Here is a 17,788-nt window from a genome sequence, read left to right as displayed (position 1 = left end):
GCATGATCCGGACCCGGAGGGCCGCCCTAGTTGTAGCCCGGATGAAGCGCAGCGTAATCCGGGGCAGACCAAGCACCGGCACGACTGTCCCTGTAGCACTCCCCGGATTGCCCTGCGCGGCATCCGGGCTTCGGCCCATCCTTCGCCCGACTGAAGCGCAATCCGGGAAAGTCCCTCGCATGGTTCGCTATCGGCGAAATTTCGTACCCGGCGGGATGTTCTTCTTCACCGTCACGCTGGACGATCGAATGTCATCCGTGCTGGTTGATCATGTCGACGAGCTCCGCAGCGCATTTCGCGTAACGCGTGCCGAACGGCGGGTCGTTGGAAGCGCATCAAGAGTGCCTTCACACACCGGCTGGCAGCTTCCGGCGCACCGATCTGCCGCAATCATCGCGGCGAGTACGCGCTCTGGCAGCGGCGATTTTGGGAACACACAATTCGTAACGATGCGGATTTCGAGCGCTGCGCCGATTACATTCACTACAAGCCGGTCAAGCACGGGCTCGTTGCAGCGGCGATTGAGTGGCCCTACAGCTCGCTCCATCACTACGTTCGCGCTGGTATTCTACCTCCCGATTGGGGAGGAGCCGGCGAGATAAGCGGCAGCTTTGGTGAACGCGGAGACTGATCCCGGATTACGCTTACGCTCCATCCGGACTACCGGTCCATCACGGCCGCCCGTAGCCTGGATGGAGCGCAGCGCAATCCAGGGATGGTCCCGCGGCACGACACGAGCGCCGACGTCGCACACGGATCCCGGATTGCGCTTCGCTCCATCCGGGCTACCGCCCACCACTAGCTCCGCAAACCCGGCGCCTCCTGGCCGGTGCGCGCGACATATTCGGTGTAGCCGCCGCCATATTGGTGGATGCCCTCCGGCGTCAGCTCCAGCACGCGGTTCGACAGCGTCGCCAAGAAATGCCGGTCGTGCGAGACGAACAGCATGGTGCCCTCGAAATCCGACAGCGCGTTGATCAGCATTTCCTTGGTGGCGAGGTCGAGATGGTTGGTGGGCTCGTCCAGCACCAGGAAGTTCGGCGGGTCGAACAGCATCTTGGCCATGACGAGGCGCGCCTTCTCGCCGCCCGAGAGCACGCGGCAGCGCTTCTCGACGTCGTCGCCGGAGAAGCCGAAGCAGCCGGCGAGCGCGCGCAAGGAGCCCTGCCCCGCCGTCGGAAACGCGTCCTCCAGCGACTGGAACACGGTGCGCTCGCCGTCGAGCAGATCCATCGCGTGCTGGGCGAAATAGCCCATCTTGACGCTGCCGCCCAGCGCCACGGTGCCCTCGTCCGGCTCGCTCGCACCGGCAACCAGCTTGAGCAGCGTCGACTTGCCGGCGCCGTTGACGCCCATCACGCACCAGCGCTCCTTACGGCGGATCATGAAGTCCAGCCCGTCATAGATGCGCTTTGAGCCATAGCCCTTGTGCACGTTCTTGAGTGCGACGACGTCCTCGCCCGAGCGCGGCGCCGGCAGGAAGTCGAACGCGACGCTCTGGCGGCGGCGCGGCGGCTCGACCCGCTCGATCTTGTCGAGCTTCTTGACCCGGCTCTGCACCTGGGCCGCATGCGAGGCGCGCGCCTTGAAGCGCTCGATGAACTTGATCTCCTTGGCGAGCATGGCCTGCTGGCGCTCGAACTGCGCCTGCTGCTGCTTCTCGTTCTGCGCCCGCTGCTGCTCGTAGAATTCGTAATCGCCGGTGTAGGTGGTGAGCGAGCCGGAATCGATCTCGATCACCTTGGAGATCACGCGGTTGATGAACTCGCGGTCGTGCGAGGTCATCAGAAGCGTGCCTTCGTAATCGTGCAGGAATTTTTCCAGCCAGATCAGGCTTTCCAAATCGAGATGGTTGCTCGGCTCGTCGAGCAGCATGACGTCGGGGCGCATCAGGAGAATGCGCGCCAGCGCCACACGCATCTTCCAGCCGCCGGACAGCTTGCCGACATCCCCGTCCATCATCTCCTGGCTGAAGCCGAGGCCGGAGAGCGCCTCGCGCGCGCGGCCGTCGAGCGCATAGCCGTCGAGCTCCTCGAACCGGTGCTGCACCTCGCCATAGCGGGCGATGATCTCGTCCATTTGGTCGGCCTTGTCGGGGTCGGCCATGGCGGCCTCGAGCTCGCGCAATTCAGCCGCGACCTCGCTGACGGGGCCGGCGCCGTCCATCACCTCGGCCACCGCGCTGCGGCCACTCATCTCGCCGACGTCCTGGTTGAAATAGCCGATGGTGATGCCACGATCGATGGAGACCTGACCCTCGTCGGGCAGTTCCTCGCCGGCGATCATCCGGAACAGCGTGCTCTTGCCGGCGCCGTTCGGGCCGACGAGACCGATCTTCTCCCCCTTGTTGAGGGCCGCGGAGGCTTCGATGAACAGGATCTGGTGGCCGGCTTGCTTGCTGACGTTGTCGAGGCGGATCATGAGTGACTTTTGGGGGATTTTTGCGTTGCAGCGTCATAGGCCATACGGGGCGTGAGGGGAAGCCCGGGACAGGCCGGGATTCAGCCCATTCGCTCGTGACCGCTCGGTTCGGGGCCTACGGGCAAATGGGTCGGGCAAACTGCGTCCGGCACGGGCATCTATGCTTCGCTTGCCGGATATGTCGGCTTTTCCATCGGCTGGGTCGAAGGCCCGGAGATCAACGCTCGGCCTGTAAGAACTTTCGCCGAATCTCGAAGAGACCTGAGACCGGCGCCGCCTCTCTATCTTACTGAGAACGGCGCCTGATACGGCCGCCCGAACGGCACGCCGTTGATGACGGTCTGGATCGGCTTGAGGTGGGCTTTCCCTTCCCTCCTGTTGTTGCGCGTGTCGACGAAGCTGACCGGTCCCTCCACCAGCTCCATGATCGCGACGTCGGCGGGCGCACCGACCTGCAGCGTGCCGATCTTCGGCGCGCGGCTGATGATCTTCGCCGGCGCGGTCGTTGCCATTGCGACCACCTGCTCCAGCGTGAAACCGAGCGTCATGAACTTGCTCATGACGTTGGGCAGGAAGGGAATCCCCGGCGAATTGCCGGAGAAGACGTGGATGTCCGAAGAGATGGTATCAGGAGCGCATCCGCCGGGGATCGCCACTTCCGCCACGGTGAAATCGAAGCTGCCGCCGCCATGCCCGACGTCAAACATGACGCCGCGCTGCTTGGCCGCGAGAGCCGCAGGCAGCAGCTTGCCGTCCTGAACGATATTCGTGAACACGCTCGACATGTTCGGGGCGCCCGAATAGGCATGCGTCAGCACGTCGCCCGGGCGCATCAGGTCGAGGATTTGCGACATCAGCTCCTTGGATTCGACGCCGCCGATATGCACCATCATCTTCGCCGGCCAGCCGCACATCTCGCACGCCTGGATGCCGCGCTTGAGCGGCTCGAGCCCATGCTTGAAGATGACGTTTTCCGACATGCGCACTTTGACCCCGAGCAGGAAGTCCGGATTCTCGGCCAGTGCCATGGCGCAGGCTTCGGTCTGCGCTGTATCGATGTTGTGGAGCTCGGCGACCGGGAACGCCGACAGGCCGTTGTTGGCGATGTGAACGAAGGCGTACATCCGCGCCCGCGTCTGGGCCACGATGAAGCGGCGCAACGCCGCCAGATTGTTGACGCCGGCATCGCCCGCCGACACGACGGTCGTCGTGCCCTGGAACTGGACCAGCTCGTCGGCGGGAATGCCGATGGCCGAGCCGTAGGGATAGACGTGACAATGCAGATCGATCAGGCCGGGCATCACCAGCTTGCCCGAGGCGTCGATGCTCTTCAGCGCGCGCTCGGCCGGGATCGTCTCCTGGACCGCCTCGATCGTGCCCCAGCGGATACCGATATCGCGCCTGGCGCGCAGCGACTGGCTGGGGTCGAGCACCTCGCCGCCGCGGATCACCAGATCGTACTTGTCGTTCGGCCCCATCGCCCCGCGCGCGGGCGCGGCGAGGCCGACGGCGGCGGCCGCCGTCGAGAGTGCCAGGAAATCGCGGCGTGACAACGCAAGCATGATGATCCCCCCTCTGTGCTTTTGTTCGCGGCAACGGCCGGGCTGGATGTCCAGATCTGCTTCCGCCGCCAAGGTCGAGTTCACAACGAACGGGATTGGAAATGAAGCCCGGGTGATCCGATCCTATGACGGCACGCGAGCCCTGAGGAGCCGCGAAATTTTCCAGAATCGCATCGGGCGGGCACCACTGGCAGAAGTCCGGCTGCATCTTTGCTGCGCCGCGACATGCGCGTGAATATCCGGCTGCTTGGAGTCGAACGTCTAAGACCAATAATGCGACACCGGGGCTTGTCGGATGCCGGCAATGCGTCCAAACTGTGATCAAAGTCGCTGGAATGCGGCATACCTCCAGCGGTTCACAACGACAAGCGCGTCGAAACGCGTTCGAACAATCCGGCCGCCAGGGAGGACGTCCATGACTGCAAAGTCCGAAAAGACCAGAACAACTCGTCGCAAATTCCTGCTGACCGCCGGCGCGGCCGGCGCTGCCACCATCGCCATGCCGCAAGTCAGCCGGGCGCAGACAGCGACCCTGAAGATGCAGGGCTCGTGGGGCAAGGCCGATGTCTTCAACGAGATGGCCGAAGATTATGTGAAGCGCGTCAACGATATGGCCGGAGGCCGGCTGCGCATTGACTATCTGGTCGGCGGCTCGGTCGTGCATCCGTTCCAGGTCTTCGACGGCGTTCATGGCGGCCAGATCGACGCGGCACACACGGTGACGGTGTACTGGTACGGCAAGCACAAGGCCGCCTCGCTGTTCGGCACCGGCCCGGTGTTCGGCTTCAACGCCAACGAAGGCCTTGGCTGGATCCACAACGGCGGCGGCAAGGAGCTGTTCGAGGAGCTCCAGACCAAGATCATGAACGTCAACATCAAGAGCTTCTTCGCCATGCCGATGCCGACCCAGCCGCTCGGCTGGTTCAAGAAGCCGATCACCAGCGACGCCGATCTCAAGGGCTTGAAATATCGCACGGTGGGTCTGGCCGCCGATCTCTTCCAGGCGATGGGCGCATCGGTTGCGCAGCTGCCCGGCGGCGAGATCGTACCCGCGATGGAGCGCGGCGTGATCGACGGGTTCGAGTTCAACAATCCGACCTCGGACCGGCGCTTCGGCGCGCAGGATGTCGCCAAGAACTACATGATGGGCAGCCATCATCAGGCGACGGAATATTTCGAGATCATGTTCAACCGGACGAAATTCAACGCGCTGCCGAAGGAACAGCAGGCGATCCTGCAATACGCCGCCGAAGCCGTGTCCTCCGCCAACGAATGGAAGGCCATGGATTATTATTCGAAGGACCTGCAGGAGCTGATCAACAAGGACAAGGTCAACGTCCAGCGCACACCGAAGTCTGTGTTCGACGCGCAGATCAAGGCGTGGGACGGTCTGATCGCCCAGCTCGGCTCGGATCCGTTCATGAAGAAGGTGATGGATTCGCAGAAGGAATGGGTGCGCCGCGTGGTTTACTACAACATGAACAACGCGACGGACTACCGCGGCGCCTTCGAGCATCACTTCCCGGGCGTGCTCAAGGTCTGACGGCTGTCGCGGGGGATCGCGTCAGGTCTTATCGCGGGGGCGGCGCAATTGAAGCGCCGCCCACGAGTTGGAGGGGGACATCCGGATGGACTGCTCGCAGCGAGTTCAGCTCGCATGACGAAATTCCTGTTCTTCATCGATGAGCTCAGCACGTGGGTGGGCAAGGCGTTCGCCTGGCTGATCCTCGTTCTCACCCTGGGAGTCAGCTACGAGGTGTTCGTGCGCTACGTGCTGCGTGCGCCGACCACCTGGGCTTTCGACATCAGCTACATCACCTATGGCGCGATGTTCCTGATGGCCGGCGCGTACACGCTCTCGCGAAACGGCCATGTCCGCGCCGACGTGGTCTACCGCCTCTGGTCGCCGCGCACCCAGGCGACGATGGACCTCGTCCTGTATATCCTGTTCTTCCTGCCGGCGATCGCGGCGCTGATGTATTCGGGCTGGAACTACGCCCAGATGTCGGTGCGCTTCCGCGAAGTCAGCATCTTCAGTCCGGCCGGCGTTCCCGTGTTTCCACTGAAGGCGCTGATCCCGCTCACCGGCTTCCTTCTGTTCCTGCAAGGGGTCGCCGAGATCATCCGCTGCGTGCTGTGCATCCGCACCGGTCGATGGCCGCAGCGCCTGCACGACGTGGAGGAGACCGAGAGCCTCGTCATCCGCGAACATCAGCAGCACGCGGCTGAGCCGCAGAGTGAGAAGGGACCAGGCGCATGACCGATCCTCAACTCGGCATGCTGATGCTGGGCCTCTTCATCTTCATCATCATGCTCGGCTTCCCGATCGCCTTCACGCTGATGGCGATGGGCGTCTCGTTCGGCTATTACGCCTACTACACCCCCGGTCAGGACTTCTTTCAGAACCGTATCTTCACGCTTCTGGTGCAGAAGACGTTCGAGGTCACATCCAGCGACGTGCTGGTGGCGGTTCCGCTGTTCCTGTTCATGGGCTATTTGATCGAGCGCGCAAACATCCTCGACCGCCTGTTCTACTCGCTGCAGCTGTCGATGAAGAACGTGCCGGGCGCACTTGCCGTGGCCACGCTGATCACCTGCGCCATGTTCGCGACCGCCACCGGCATCGTCGGTGCCGTCGTCACGCTGATGGGGCTGCTGGCATTGCCGGCGATGCTGCGAGCCGGCTATGACGCCAAGCTGTCGGCGGGCGTCGTCTGCGCCGGTGGCTGCCTCGGCATCCTGATTCCGCCGAGCATTCTCCTGATCGTCTATGCGGCGACTGCCGGCGTCTCGGCGGTCAAGCTTTACGCGGCGGCGTTCTTTCCGGGGTTCATGCTGGCCGGCTTGTATGTCCTCTATGCGATGACGCGCGCGATCATCAATCCCGCGCTCGCGCCGAAGCTGCCGCGCGAGCAGACCGACGTGCCGACCTCGAAGGTCATCTGGGCGCTTGCCACGTCGTTCCTGCCGCTCGCGTTGCTGATCGTTTCGGTGCTCGGCGCGATCCTGTTTGGGCTCGCGACGCCCTCGGAAGCGGCCGCGGTGGGAGCCCTCATGAGCATCGTGCTGGCGGCTGCCTATCGTTCGCTCAACTACGAGATGATACGCGAATCCGTGTACCTGACCGTGCGCGCCACGGCGATGGTCTGCTACCTCTTCATTGGATCCTGGACGTTTTCGGCGGTGTTTGCCGTCCTTGGCGGACAATCGGTGGTCGAGCAGTTCTTCACTTCGATGAACCTTTCGCCGATCCAGTTCCTGCTGCTGACCCAGATCATCATCTTTCTGCTCGGCTGGCCGCTGGAATGGACCGAGATCATCATCATCTTCGTGCCGATCTTCCTGCCGCTGCTTCCGCAGTACGGCATTGATCCGATCTTCTTCGGCATCCTGGTGGCACTGAACACGCAGACCGCGTTCAATACGCCGCCGGTCGCCATGGCCGCCTTCTATCTGAAGGGCGTGGCGCCGCCTGAGGTGAAGCTGACCGACATCTTCTCCGGCGCGCTACCGTTCGTCGGCCTGGTCTTCCTCACCATGGCACTGGTCTACATCTTCCCGGGGATCGCATTGTGGCTGCCGAGCTATCTCTATGGGGCGCGATGAGCGGACCCGGCAAACCGACGAGAGGCTGCGCATGAGTCTCAACGCGCTCGGCCTCGCGGAGTCTGCGGCCGGCATCCGCGACGGCCGGCTCAGCTCGGTGGAACTCGTCGGCGACTGCCTCAGGCGCATCGATGAGGTCGATCGCGATATCCAGGCGTGGGCGTTTCTCGATCGCGACCACGCGATGCAGCAGGCCGAGGCGGCCGACGATCATCGCAAGCACGGCAAGGCCACAGGCCCGCTGCATGGCGTGCCCGTGGGCATCAAGGATATCTTCGACACCGGCGATATGCCGACGGAATTCGGATCGGAGCTGTGGGCCGGACGGACGCCGCGGCACGATGCGGCGGCCGTGGCGCGTCTGCGGGCGGCAGGAGCCGTGATCCTCGGCAAGACGGTGACCACGGAGTACGCGTACTACAATCCGGGCAAGACCCGAAATCCGCACAACCCAAATCACACCCCCGGCGGATCGTCCTCGGGCTCCGCCGCGGCCGTCGCGGCGCTGATGGTACCGGGTGCCATCGGCTCGCAGACCAACGGCTCGGTGATCCGTCCTGCCGCCTTCTGCGGCGTGGTCGGCTTCAAGCCCACGCATGGTCTCATTCCACGCAGCGGCGCGCTCCAATTGTCGCGTACGCTCGACCATGTCGGCGTGTTCGGGCGCAGCGTCGAGGACGCGGCCCTGCTGGCGGAGGTCATGGTCGACTTCGACCCGGAGGATCCGGACACCCGGCCTGTTGCGCGCCCGCCATTCTCTGCGGTCGCGGCGAGCGAGCCGCCGTTGCCGCCGCGATTTGCCTTTGTGCGCTCTCCGGTCTGGGATCAGGCCGAGCCGGAGATGCGTGAAGCCTTTGCCGAGCTCGTCGACGCTTTGGGCGAAGCGTGCAGCGAAGTCGAGCTTGGGCCGAGCTTCAACGGGGCCGTCGACATGCACCGCATCATCATGGAAGTCGATATGGCGCACAATTTGCGGCGCGATGAACAGCGAGGCGGCGACAGGCTGAGCACGCGTCTGCGCCAGGCGATCGAGCGCGGCCGCGCGCATCTTGCGGCGGATTATTGCAACGCTCTGGCCGGGATTGCGCCGCTCAACCAGGCTCTGGACCACCTTTTCGATGAATACGACGCCATCCTGACGCCCGCAGCGCCGGGCGCGGCACCCGGCATCGAGACGACGGGCAACCCGGTCTTCTGCTCGCTCTGGACGTATCTCGGCGTGCCCGCGATCAGCCTGCCATTGATGCGTTCCGAAACGGGCCTTCCGCTGGGCGTCCAGCTCGTCGGCCGCCGCGGCAACGACGCCCGCCTCTTGCGCACGGCGCACTGGCTGATCAAGAGCATCGGGCGCACGCGTGGTAGCGGTCGGCGCAACGCCCCGAGCGCCGGATCGAACTCGGCTCCGGGCGCGGAGAAAAGGAAAGTGCGATGACCAATCTGATCACCGGACTCATCGGCCTCGCGCTCATGATCGCATTTCTTGGAATCCTGCTGGTCTGGATCAAGGCCATTCCGCTCATCATCATCGTTGTCTGCGTCGTGGTGCTGGCCGTGATCGATTTCGTGCGATCCCTGCGGACGAACGGCGCGCCTCGCTGAATACCCCACGGCAAGAAGACGCTTCACTTCTCGGCATTGGCCGGAGCAGCCGGAATTACGACAAGAAGAGAGCTTTAGCGGCCAACCCGTTCGAGCTGCCACCTGGGATCGCCTGCGCAGCGCGCGTCGAGACCTTTGCTCAGGTCTGCGAGGCTCACCGCACCCAGCCGCTCGACCAGCAATGCTTCGGCATCGCGAAGGACATCGTCCACCGCTGCGTTGACGAGTTGCTCGATCGCACAGTCTGGATTGGAATGCTCGTTCCCGATCGCAAATAGCCGGGGACCACCAACCGCACGATAGACATCGAGAAGTGACACGCGCTCGAGGTCGCACGCGATGACCCACCCGCCGCCATGCCCTTTGTCCGACCGGACATAGCCCGCATCGCGCAGCCCCGCCAATGTGCGGCGAACGACGACCGGATTGGTCCCCAGCATCGTGCCGATCGCCTCCGAGGTCATGGGGCCGTCATGTCGCGCCATGTGGAGCAGCACATGCAGCATTCGGGAAAGGCGGCTGTCGTTTCGCATCGGCTGATCTTTCGCACGCATCCCATCATTGGCAAGGGCACGCAGTCATGATACATATAAAGTTACATGACTCGTGAGGTATCCGACGTGCAACAGTTTGAGGATCCAGACCACTGGGACAGCGCAGCCAGGCATTATCGAGAGACCGCGCACCCCTTCACCGCCCTGTTTGCGGAGGCGGCGCTGGCGCGCGTAACCCTGACGCCTCAGAGTCATGTTCTCGATGTGGCAGCCGGCACCGGCGCGCTCGCCCTCGCAGCCGCTCGCACCGGCGCACGAGTCCTGGCGACCGACTTCTCGCCCGGCATGGTCGGATGCATCGCAGCTGCTGGTCTGCCCAATGTGAAGGCGCGGGTCATGGACGGACAGGCGCTGGACCTGCCCGACGCGCATTTCGATGCCGTCTTTTCGATCTTCGGTGTCATCATGTTCCCCGATTGGCGCAAGGGTTTGGCCGAGATGCGACGGGTGACGCGCCCCGGCGGGCATGGCGTGGTTGCGACCTGGCAGGATCGGGGCGCGGCGACCTTCCTCCTGTTGGGCGAAGTGCGGCAAAAGCTGTTCCCTGATCGGCCGGGCATGGCAATGCCTGAAGCCGTTCAGGCCCTGAGCGATCCGGACGATTTCGCCCGCGCCCTCGTCGCTGCCGGCTATCGCAATCCCCGGATCGACACGGTGACTCATGATTTTCTGCTCGACGTCGCGGCGCTCGACGCGCCTGACACGCTCTTTGGCATGTCGCCCGACTGGACCAGCCTGGACGACATCGAAAAGGCGGCGGTGATTGCCGAGGTGCGGGCCAGAGCCGATGGTCGTCCGGTGCTGCCGATAAGCTCGACCGCACTCATTGGCGTCGCTGAACGATGAGGCTCAAACAATAAAGCCTGGCGGGCCGTCACACTATCGGCCGATCTCTCGATCTCCCGAAACCCGAGCGTCTGACCAGTGAGCAGAAACTCGCGCCCGATTGCGACACATGGGTGGGGTGTGGTCAAAGCTTCATCAGAAGCGGCTTGTCTGAGCAGCGGTTGTCGTCCCAATCCATTTCTCAATGGTCAGAAGCATGCGAGTCGCAATCCATACACTAGGCACCCGCGGCGACGTGCAACCCTATCTCGCCTTGGCGCTCGGTCTGAAGCAGGCCGGGCACGAGGTGCTGATCGCCGCGCCCTCGCAGTTCGAATCGTTCGTCTTGAGCCGCGGCATCGCTTTCGCGCATCTTCCGAGTGAATATCTCGCCCTCCTGGAAACCCCGGAAGCCAAGGCGGCAATGGCGGGCGGTGCGGGGTTTATGGCTGGCTTCAGGATGCTGAAGCAGTTCAGGCCGATCGGCCGCCAACAGCTCAGCGCCGAATGGCAAGCCGCCCGACGATTTCGTCCAGAACTGATCATCTATCACCCGAAGGCCATCGCCGCGGCGCATATCGCAGAAAAGTTATCCTGCCCTGCCGTTCTGGCTTCTCCCCTGCCTGGCTTCACACCGACAGCAGCGTTCGCGAGCCCGCTCGTGCCGTTCCGCTCGCTTGGCCCCCTCAACAGACTCACGCACAGCGCGATGGCTCACAGCGCCTACGCCCTCTTTCGCGGGATGATCGGGGAATGGCGGGCCACCGAACTCCACCTCGCAAACACGCCGGAGAAGAAGCTGCGGCCTCGCGCGACGCTCTACGCCTATAGTCCGCATGTCGTGCCCGTTCCGCCGGACTGGCCGAATTCTGTCGCGGTGACTGGGTACTGGTTCCTGGGAGGCGACGACGTTTGGCAGCCTGACCCGCAACTCCAGCGCTTCGTAGAGGGCGATGAGCGGCCTGTTTATGTGGGCTTTGGCAGCATGCCAGGTGTCGACCCGACGTCCCTGACGAAACTCGTACTGGAGGCATTGGCCAAGGCTGGGAAACGCGGCGTTCTAGCGGTCGGCGGCGGTGCTCTTCGAGGCGATCTCGGAGCCAGTCACGTCCATTTCATCCAAGGCGCACCGCATGCGCAGTTGTTCCCGCTGATGTCGGCCTGCGTCCATCACGGCGGGGCCGGCACTACGGGGGCTGCGCTTCGAGCTGGCAAGCCGAATATCATTTGTCCCTTCTTTGGCGACCAGCCGTTCTGGGGAAGGCGCATCGATGATCTGGGCGTCGGACCAAGATCAAGAGGAGTGAGGAACCTTTCAGCCGATTGGCTGGCCGCCGCGATCGCAGAGGCCACCGGAAATCCGTTGATTCAGCAGCGAGCGAACCGCCTTGGCGAAGCGATCCGCGTCGAAGACGGCGTCGCAAGCGCGATTGGCTTCCTGCGAAGCCAACACCTTCTCAATTAGGCCCGAAATTGCACAGGCCGATTCAAAAGGCTCGAGTTGCAATGCAGGTGAGCAGCCCTTGCGGCCGATCAACACAGATGCCTGCTCCTGGTCCACTGCGAGGGGACGTCGACCAAAGCGCTGCCATAGCGAGTGGGCACGCCGCCTTGATCACCGCTACTTCTTAAGGATACCCGTGTTGGTGTTTCCAAGCTGCTGGATGGCGGCGTCGGCGGCTGGCGTGTTGTAAGACGGTCGAGATCCGCCACCCTCCTGACCGGACGGGGGCAGCCCGAGTCTCTGGCCCGTCGTTCCCTGGCCCTTTGCATTAAGCGTGTTGGGCCCCGGCGAACCGCCGGTTCCGCTCAGCGTCGTCCCGTTCGAGAGCGTCGAGCCACCAGCGCCGCCCGAACCGGTTGCGCCCGCCCCTCCAGCGGAGGAAGCACCTCCTGAGCTTTGCGCCATGGAAAACGAGATGGTGCCCAGAAGGACAGTCGCCATCAAAACCAGAACCCTCATCGTCCACCCTTTCCTATGCCAGCGCCTGAAACCGCTGCTTCTTGTCACAGTTCCTAGCGGCGGCGAGCGATCCATGCTCCGGCCAGGAAAGCGACGAGCAAGGACCGTAACGGCGCCCTCACCGTCAACTCGCGCAACTGATCAGCCCATCGCTTCGCCGGCTCTGGCGACGGCGTGCGGGCCTGCGGAGCAAAAGCCCGTTCTTGCTCTCCGGAACCCGGCCGCGGGCCTGAAGTCCGCTCCATGCTGCCCTGATCGTCCGTCAGCCCGGAGGCTTCGGTCATTGCCGCGGCTTCCTTCATGTCCATGCGTGTGCTCCATCCGTTGCGGAACAACTCAACCGATCTCGTGCCCGCCCGACCGAGGTGACAGGCTCGTTCGGCGACCGGGAGCGGCTATGGCGTCGACATCGATGCGAACTATATGTTTGCCGAAGATCCCCGCCGTACCACTCCCTTGAAAAAGCCATTGCTCATCTTTCTGTTCCTCGTCTTCGCACCGCTTGCCGCATCGGCGGCGAGATATTTTTGGCTGGATGATGGCCGCCAGAGCTGGCAGACGGCCGACCGCTCCAGCGCAGGTCTATTGACCGCCGCGGCCGACCACCGTGAGGCCGTCATCCGGGTGTTCGGAGCAAGAACGGTGAGATGGCGCGGCATCTTCGCGATTCACACCTGGATCGTCGTCAAGGAGAAAGATGCGCCGACCTACACAAGGTACGACTACACGGCCTGGGGCGAGCCGATCCGCACCAACGGCTTCGCTCCGGACGGGCGATGGTTCGGCGCTGTGCCTGAAATCGTCGTGGCCGTCGATGGCGAGCGCGCGGAGGCGCTGATCCCGAAGATCAGGCATGTGGTCGAAAACTACAGGTTTCGATCCTATGGAGATTACAGCGTCTGGCCTGGGCCCAATTCGAACACCTTCGTGCAGGCCGCACTCGATTCCGTCCCTGAGCTCCGGGCCGTCCTGCCGCCGACCGCGATCGGCAAGGACTTCCCGTACACCGGCAAATGGTTCGGCGTAACGGCGTCCGGCACGGGCATCTACGCCTCGCTTGCCGGATACATCGGCTTCTCGCTCGGCTGGGTCGAAGGTCTGGAGATCAATTTCTTCGGCGCCGTTCTCGGCATCGACATCCGACGCCCGGCGCTCAAGCTACCTGGCCTCGGTCGGCTTGGGGTAACCCCCGGCCTGTCGTGATAGAGAGCGAAATGCTGGGTTGACCGCACCGTTTGTGGACTGCTCAGTCCTTTCGTAAGAGCTTGGATCGATAGAAGAGCTGGCTGCTTACTGACGTGATGTTTGTTCCTGCCGAGCATCTGTTGCGCTCAAGCGGGACCAATCAGGACGACGGAGCCTGTCGCGCTCATCACCGTTCCTCACGGTTGGGGAATGCTCTTCTGATTGAGCCATGCGCGCATCTCGCCGATCTCTCGCCTTTGGGTGTCGATGATCTCGCGAGCAAAGTGCTGATTTCGAGGATCCTTGCCGAACTTGAGGACGATCTCGGCCATGTCGACTGCGCCTTGATGGTGTGGGATCATGCCGAGCACGAAGGCCGCATCGGGATCAGCATTGGTGATGCCTCGCATCATCGGACCGTGCATGCGGTCCATGGCGGCGCGGTAGGCATCCGGAGCCGTCAACCCTATCGCCGCAGCGCCGTGCATGCCATGCGGATGTTCGGGGTTCGGCGTATGGGTCAGCCGCTCTCCAGCCAGCGTTCCGATGTCTCCTTCGATGCCATAAATCGCAATGTGCAGTCCCCAGTAACCCGTTGTGAAAATGACTAGCGCCGCCGCAAGTCCGGCCGGGACGCCGGCAAGCCTTCGCTTGAGTGCGGGCAGGAAATGAACCTCACGACTATGATCGGCAGCAATGGCAACGACGACCGCCATGATGAGCGCGTGTCCGATCAGGTCGGTTCGCCCGAACGGATAGACGGCTGCGTTGAAGATGATGAAAAGAGCGATGGCCGACAGCCGGCGGACAAGCGGCGTCCAGATCAATCCGAATCCCATCGTGAATTCGGCGACGCCCGCCATCGGGATAAATACGTCGCGCGGCATGCCGAAGGTCAAGAAGGGCTTTTCCTGCACGAGCGGGTAGAACCAGTCCGGATAGGCAAACTTTTCGAGGCTCGACCACATCAGCGCGATGGCGACGCCCCAGCGCAGCGCCTCGAATCGATGGTTGCGCCATTCCGGATTGGATGAGGCCTCCAATACCAGATAGGCGGCGACGCCGACTCCAAGCGCGAGGTAGTCCAGCAAATGGAAGACATCATAGTCGCGCAGCGCGAGTAGCCACAAGGCGATGATCCCGAGAGCCGCAAGTGGCTGCGTCTTGCGAGAGAAGATCAACCCGGCGATCAGGAGCTGGGTCCAGGACACCCATTCGGCCGGCGTTTTGAGATCTGGCGTCAGGTAGACGCCGCCGACGGCGAAGATTGCCACGAAGAAGGCGGCGATGACGACGCGCACGAAGTCGTCGAGGCGCTTCCAGAGAGGGTCGGTGATGCGATCCATGGCCAGCAGGATCGTCTCGCCGGCGCTCGACTTCTCGATGGCTCGTGACGCGAGGAAGAATGCCAGCACGAGCGCAATGCCGGTCCAGAACCATACATTGGTCAACGTGGCCCCGATCGACTGTGGTGGCGCTCCGACAATATAGGGCGCGAACCATTTGACATGTGCATGCGCCGGCACCGGGGTCGCGACCGATGCGAGGATGATCAGGGCCAGCAGGCAACCAGAGGAGCGAGGCCGCGCGGGATGGTTCAATTTCTTCTCCTCAGGTGGTGAGGTGACTAAAGCGTGATTGAGGCGGGGCGGTAGGAGACGAGAACGCCAGAGCCTGATCAAGGCGATGGCTCTTGTGATAGTTTAGACGTTGCCAAGCGTGCTCCCTACTCTTTTTTCAATCGAGCTGCATCACGGCGGACGCGCGCTGTATGCCGTGCAATGCTGAGCGCGCGTACCGCCGTGGCAGCGGGCTATTGCGGCAGGTAGCCGCCGTTGATCACAAGTTCGGCGCCGGTGATGTAAGCGCGTAAGCACGCGTCGAAGGAGGCTGTGAGCTGGTTCACATGCTGTCTTAGTTAAACGGAGTACGGTTGGAAGAAGCCGGATAAGAGAAGGGCATCGCGTCGGCGCAGCGTCCGCTGCCGGAATTGGGCTTTTTCGGTCCAAACGTTTTCAGAAAAGTCATTTGCCATGTGTATTTTCACAAGCCGAGCCCGGCGCGCGGCAGGTCATAACCAAGCAAGCCGACCTTTCCTCAACCTTTTGGCTTCCATACTCTCGGCGGCCTGCGTCATTTCCTTTGCGAGCGCCGCGTCCGCTCAATGCGCGGCGCGCGACGTGTTGCAAAACAAGCTGAAGCTCAAGACGCGCTCGGCCCCGGCGTCGCAACAGCCTATTAAGTCCGCGCGCGACGTTGCGACATGGAAAACGATCACAATAGGTACCTTCGCTGACTCTCTTGCCTTGCGCAACGAACTCGATAGCAAGGGCTGCAATGTCGGTGGTCAGGCCGCTGAAATCCTTGCTAGGCCGACGTTCACCGTTAGCTCTCGGAAGACATATGTGGAGCTTCTCGATCTATCGCCTGCGCAGCTTGGATTCACGTCCGATACCGTGACTTTGGCTAACGTTTACGCACGCGCCCAGCAGTTCGGCCTCGAACTCGCTGCGGCCGAAGTCGGCCCGCAATTGCGTCTCCAATATTTTGACCAGCCTATCGGCGAATTTCTCATCATCGGAATGGACCCGATCAAGACATGGAACGGCGAGCCGATCATTCTGAATGTGGCAAATGGCGGTGCCGGATTGATACTCATCGGCCAGGATGGTCGCTCCGAAGCGGATATACCCGCGGCGTCCCGTTTCATTTTCGTTCGATCCCATCGACCGGCAGCCAGCCGCGACGTCGTGGGGCCAATAGCAGGAGCCTTTCCGCCGCCGTGAGCGGACCGGTGCGCATTTGCGTCGAATGTCAGCTCATTGGCCCTCCAGCCAAACTGCCCATGAACTGCCGCGACGGCTGCTCTCGGAGAGAAACCGGACCGGACGCAGAGCGGTCGGACCGCGGATTTTGACCCGAAACGGACATTCGGCCGCATGGACCGGCGACAAAATGTAACTACGTTGATCTGTCATCCTGGTGGGTGCCGGATGAAGCGGAGAGAGTTCATTGCCGCTACTGCGGCGTTGCTACTTTCACCAGCGGTGGCGCAAGAGATCCGCCGCCGCATAGGCTTGCTCTTTGTCAATGAGCTGCCACCCGCTTGGCAGAGCGCATGGCTCGACGGCTTGCGAAACCACGGCTGGGTTGAAGGAAAAAATCTGACCTTTGAGTACCGATTTGCCCGATCCCAGGATCGCTTGCCTGCTATGGCAGCAGAACTGGTCGCTGTTGGTGCCGATGTTCTTATGGCCGGCAACCCACAGGCAGCTGTAGCCCTGAAATCGGCAACCGCCAGCGTACCGATCGTATTCGTGGGTGTGGCCGATCCCATCAGGATCGGCCTCGTCAATAACCTTGCGCGTCCGGGCGGCAACATCACAGGTCTCGCGACTTTCGTGCCGGGTCAGTTCATCAGCAAACAGATCGAAATATTGCGCGAGCTGGTTCCTACTGCCTCGAAAATCGCTGTGGTAGCCAACCCGGGCAATGCCATCCACAAGTTCGTATTGGCCGAGGAGTTGCCCCAAGCAGCCAGGAAATTAGGCTTGAATTTCGTGATTGTGGAGGCGGCGACTGCCGAGGAACTGGACACCGCCTTTGCCGCAGCCGCAGCACAGCAACCAGATGCAATCGTTCCTTTTGGTGATCCTTTGACCCTGCGCAATGCTCCGCAAGTTGCGGCGTTGGCGGCGAAGCATCGCCTACCGGCGATTTATCTCAGCCGACAATTTGCCACCCCTGCTGGATTGATTTCATACGGTCCCGATTACCCCGATTTGTTTCGTCGTGCTGGCGGCTATGTCGATAAAATCTTGAAAGGTAATAAACCTTCTGAATTGCCGGTTGAGCAGCCAACCAAATACGAGTTGGTGATCAATCTTAAGGTGGCCAAAGAGCTGGGTCTCACGGTCCCACCTACACTACTTGCTCGCGCCGACGACGTGATCGAATAGGGTGGCACTTCCGGTTATGGCCGATCTGCGAAGTTGCGACACATCTGTCGGAGGTCCGCTTATGGCGGTAGAGTGGACAAGATTTGCTCAACCTGAGTTCCTTCGCATTTCGAC

The 17,788-nt window shown here is 62.5% G+C and carries 15 protein-coding genes and 2 pseudogenes; 12 read left to right on the top strand and 5 right to left on the bottom strand.

Annotated features, from left to right (window positions below; all coding sequences use genetic code 11):
• Positions 1-179: 179 nt before the first annotated feature.
• Positions 180-631: pseudogene (locus I6F31_RS19415) on the top strand (transposase).
• A 167-nt stretch (positions 632-798) separates the two neighbouring features.
• Here I6F31_RS19415 and I6F31_RS19410 read toward each other — a convergent pair.
• Positions 799-2,421 carry an ABC-F family ATP-binding cassette domain-containing protein gene (locus tag I6F31_RS19410; RefSeq protein ID WP_109143956.1) on the bottom strand — a complete coding sequence of 541 codons (1,623 nt, stop codon included), beginning with the start codon at positions 2,419-2,421 and terminating at the stop codon, positions 799-801.
• 117 nt (positions 2,422-2,538) lie between these two features.
• Between I6F31_RS19410 and I6F31_RS19405 the strand changes: the two are divergent.
• Positions 2,539-2,643 (top strand): annotated as a pseudogene (locus I6F31_RS19405) (DUF3750 domain-containing protein); the annotation flags it as partial.
• Positions 2,644-2,702: 59 nt separating this feature from the next.
• On the opposite strand, the gene I6F31_RS19400 reads toward I6F31_RS19405, so the two are convergent.
• Positions 2,703-3,983 (bottom strand): amidohydrolase/deacetylase family metallohydrolase, encoded by a 1,281-nt coding sequence (locus tag I6F31_RS19400; protein ID WP_225185957.1) that lies wholly within the window; start codon positions 3,981-3,983, stop codon positions 2,703-2,705.
• A 415-nt stretch (positions 3,984-4,398) separates the two neighbouring features.
• On the opposite strand from I6F31_RS19400, the gene I6F31_RS19395 reads away from it, so the two are divergent.
• From I6F31_RS19395 to I6F31_RS19375, 5 genes are all read left to right on the top strand, one after another.
• Positions 4,399-5,526, top strand: coding sequence for a TRAP transporter substrate-binding protein (locus tag I6F31_RS19395; RefSeq protein ID WP_036000349.1), 1,128 nt, complete (start codon positions 4,399-4,401; stop codon positions 5,524-5,526).
• Positions 5,527-5,640: 114 nt separating this feature from the next.
• On the top strand, positions 5,641-6,243 hold the full coding sequence (locus I6F31_RS19390; RefSeq protein WP_025035930.1) for a TRAP transporter small permease subunit: 603 nt from the start codon (positions 5,641-5,643) through the stop codon (positions 6,241-6,243).
• Positions 6,240-7,589 (top strand): TRAP transporter large permease subunit, encoded by a 1,350-nt coding sequence (locus I6F31_RS19385; RefSeq protein WP_036000352.1) that lies wholly within the window; start codon positions 6,240-6,242, stop codon positions 7,587-7,589. The genes I6F31_RS19390 and I6F31_RS19385 overlap by 4 nt, the downstream gene beginning before the upstream one ends.
• Complete coding sequence (locus tag I6F31_RS19380) at positions 7,576-9,021, top strand: amidase (protein WP_225185956.1); 1,446 nt, start codon at positions 7,576-7,578, stop codon at positions 9,019-9,021. Before I6F31_RS19385 ends, I6F31_RS19380 begins: the two co-directional genes overlap by 14 nt.
• Positions 9,018-9,188: a hypothetical protein gene (locus I6F31_RS19375; RefSeq protein ID WP_157284651.1), complete on the top strand. Its 171-nt coding sequence runs from the start codon at positions 9,018-9,020 to the stop codon at positions 9,186-9,188. Before I6F31_RS19380 ends, I6F31_RS19375 begins: the two co-directional genes overlap by 4 nt.
• A gap of 74 nt (positions 9,189-9,262) precedes the next feature.
• On the opposite strand, the gene I6F31_RS19370 is transcribed toward I6F31_RS19375, so the two are convergent.
• Positions 9,263-9,721 carry an Rrf2 family transcriptional regulator gene (locus I6F31_RS19370; protein WP_036000430.1) on the bottom strand — a complete coding sequence of 153 codons (459 nt, stop codon included), beginning with the start codon at positions 9,719-9,721 and terminating at the stop codon, positions 9,263-9,265.
• A 66-nt stretch (positions 9,722-9,787) separates the two neighbouring features.
• Here I6F31_RS19370 and I6F31_RS19365 point away from each other — a divergent pair, with 66 nt between their 5' ends.
• Positions 9,788-10,588 (top strand): class I SAM-dependent methyltransferase, encoded by an 801-nt coding sequence (locus I6F31_RS19365; protein ID WP_225185955.1) that lies wholly within the window; start codon positions 9,788-9,790, stop codon positions 10,586-10,588.
• 196 nt (positions 10,589-10,784) lie between these two features.
• Positions 10,785-12,032, top strand: coding sequence for a glycosyltransferase (locus I6F31_RS19360; protein WP_225185954.1), 1,248 nt, complete (start codon positions 10,785-10,787; stop codon positions 12,030-12,032).
• A gap of 551 nt (positions 12,033-12,583) precedes the next feature.
• Here I6F31_RS19360 and I6F31_RS19355 read toward each other — a convergent pair.
• The gene (locus tag I6F31_RS19355; RefSeq protein WP_225185953.1) at positions 12,584-12,838 is read right to left on the bottom strand and encodes a hypothetical protein; all 255 of its coding nucleotides are present in this window, start codon (positions 12,836-12,838) and stop codon (positions 12,584-12,586) included.
• Between the two features lie 160 nt (positions 12,839-12,998).
• On the opposite strand from I6F31_RS19355, the gene I6F31_RS19350 reads away from it, so the two are divergent.
• Complete coding sequence (locus I6F31_RS19350; protein WP_109143958.1) at positions 12,999-13,733, top strand: DUF3750 domain-containing protein; 735 nt, start codon at positions 12,999-13,001, stop codon at positions 13,731-13,733.
• Between the two features lie 179 nt (positions 13,734-13,912).
• Here I6F31_RS19350 and I6F31_RS19345 read toward each other — a convergent pair whose 3' ends face one another.
• Positions 13,913-15,316 (bottom strand): DUF305 domain-containing protein, encoded by a 1,404-nt coding sequence (locus I6F31_RS19345; protein WP_225185952.1) that lies wholly within the window; start codon positions 15,314-15,316, stop codon positions 13,913-13,915.
• A gap of 432 nt (positions 15,317-15,748) precedes the next feature.
• On the opposite strand from I6F31_RS19345, the gene I6F31_RS19340 reads away from it, so the two are divergent.
• Entirely contained in the window at positions 15,749-16,501 is a 753-nt protein-coding gene (locus tag I6F31_RS19340; RefSeq protein ID WP_225185951.1) for a hypothetical protein, read from the top strand.
• A 207-nt stretch (positions 16,502-16,708) separates the two neighbouring features.
• On the top strand, positions 16,709-17,674 hold the full coding sequence (locus I6F31_RS19335; protein ID WP_225114123.1) for an ABC transporter substrate-binding protein: 966 nt from the start codon (positions 16,709-16,711) through the stop codon (positions 17,672-17,674).
• Positions 17,675-17,788 lie beyond the last annotated feature (114 nt).

This window comes from Bradyrhizobium sp. NBAIM01, from assembly GCF_020194115.1.
Classification (GTDB): Bacteria; Pseudomonadota; Alphaproteobacteria; order Rhizobiales; family Xanthobacteraceae; genus Bradyrhizobium; species Bradyrhizobium yuanmingense.
The sequence above is the reverse complement of the archived record's forward strand: the minus strand, read 5'-3'. Positions and strand labels throughout refer to the sequence as shown.

Coding starts and splice junctions, on each gene's coding strand:
- I6F31_RS19400 (WP_225185957.1), bottom strand. CDS start 3,983: ATGCTTGCGTTGTCACGCCGCGATTTCCTGGCACTCTCGACGGCGGCC.
- I6F31_RS19340 (WP_225185951.1), top strand. CDS start 15,749: ATGTGTATTTTCACAAGCCGAGCCCGGCGCGCGGCAGGTCATAACCAA.
- I6F31_RS19335 (WP_225114123.1), top strand. CDS start 16,709: ATGAAGCGGAGAGAGTTCATTGCCGCTACTGCGGCGTTGCTACTTTCA.
- I6F31_RS19365 (WP_225185955.1), top strand. CDS start 9,788: ATGACTCGTGAGGTATCCGACGTGCAACAGTTTGAGGATCCAGACCAC.
- I6F31_RS19360 (WP_225185954.1), top strand. CDS start 10,785: ATGCGAGTCGCAATCCATACACTAGGCACCCGCGGCGACGTGCAACCC.
- I6F31_RS19380 (WP_225185956.1), top strand. CDS start 7,576: ATGGGGCGCGATGAGCGGACCCGGCAAACCGACGAGAGGCTGCGCATG.
- I6F31_RS19375 (WP_157284651.1), top strand. CDS start 9,018: ATGACCAATCTGATCACCGGACTCATCGGCCTCGCGCTCATGATCGCA.
- I6F31_RS19410 (WP_109143956.1), bottom strand. CDS start 2,421: ATGATCCGCCTCGACAACGTCAGCAAGCAAGCCGGCCACCAGATCCTG.
- I6F31_RS19390 (WP_025035930.1), top strand. CDS start 5,641: ATGACGAAATTCCTGTTCTTCATCGATGAGCTCAGCACGTGGGTGGGC.
- I6F31_RS19385 (WP_036000352.1), top strand. CDS start 6,240: ATGACCGATCCTCAACTCGGCATGCTGATGCTGGGCCTCTTCATCTTC.
- I6F31_RS19370 (WP_036000430.1), bottom strand. CDS start 9,721: ATGCGAAACGACAGCCGCCTTTCCCGAATGCTGCATGTGCTGCTCCAC.
- I6F31_RS19355 (WP_225185953.1), bottom strand. CDS start 12,838: ATGGACATGAAGGAAGCCGCGGCAATGACCGAAGCCTCCGGGCTGACG.
- I6F31_RS19395 (WP_036000349.1), top strand. CDS start 4,399: ATGACTGCAAAGTCCGAAAAGACCAGAACAACTCGTCGCAAATTCCTG.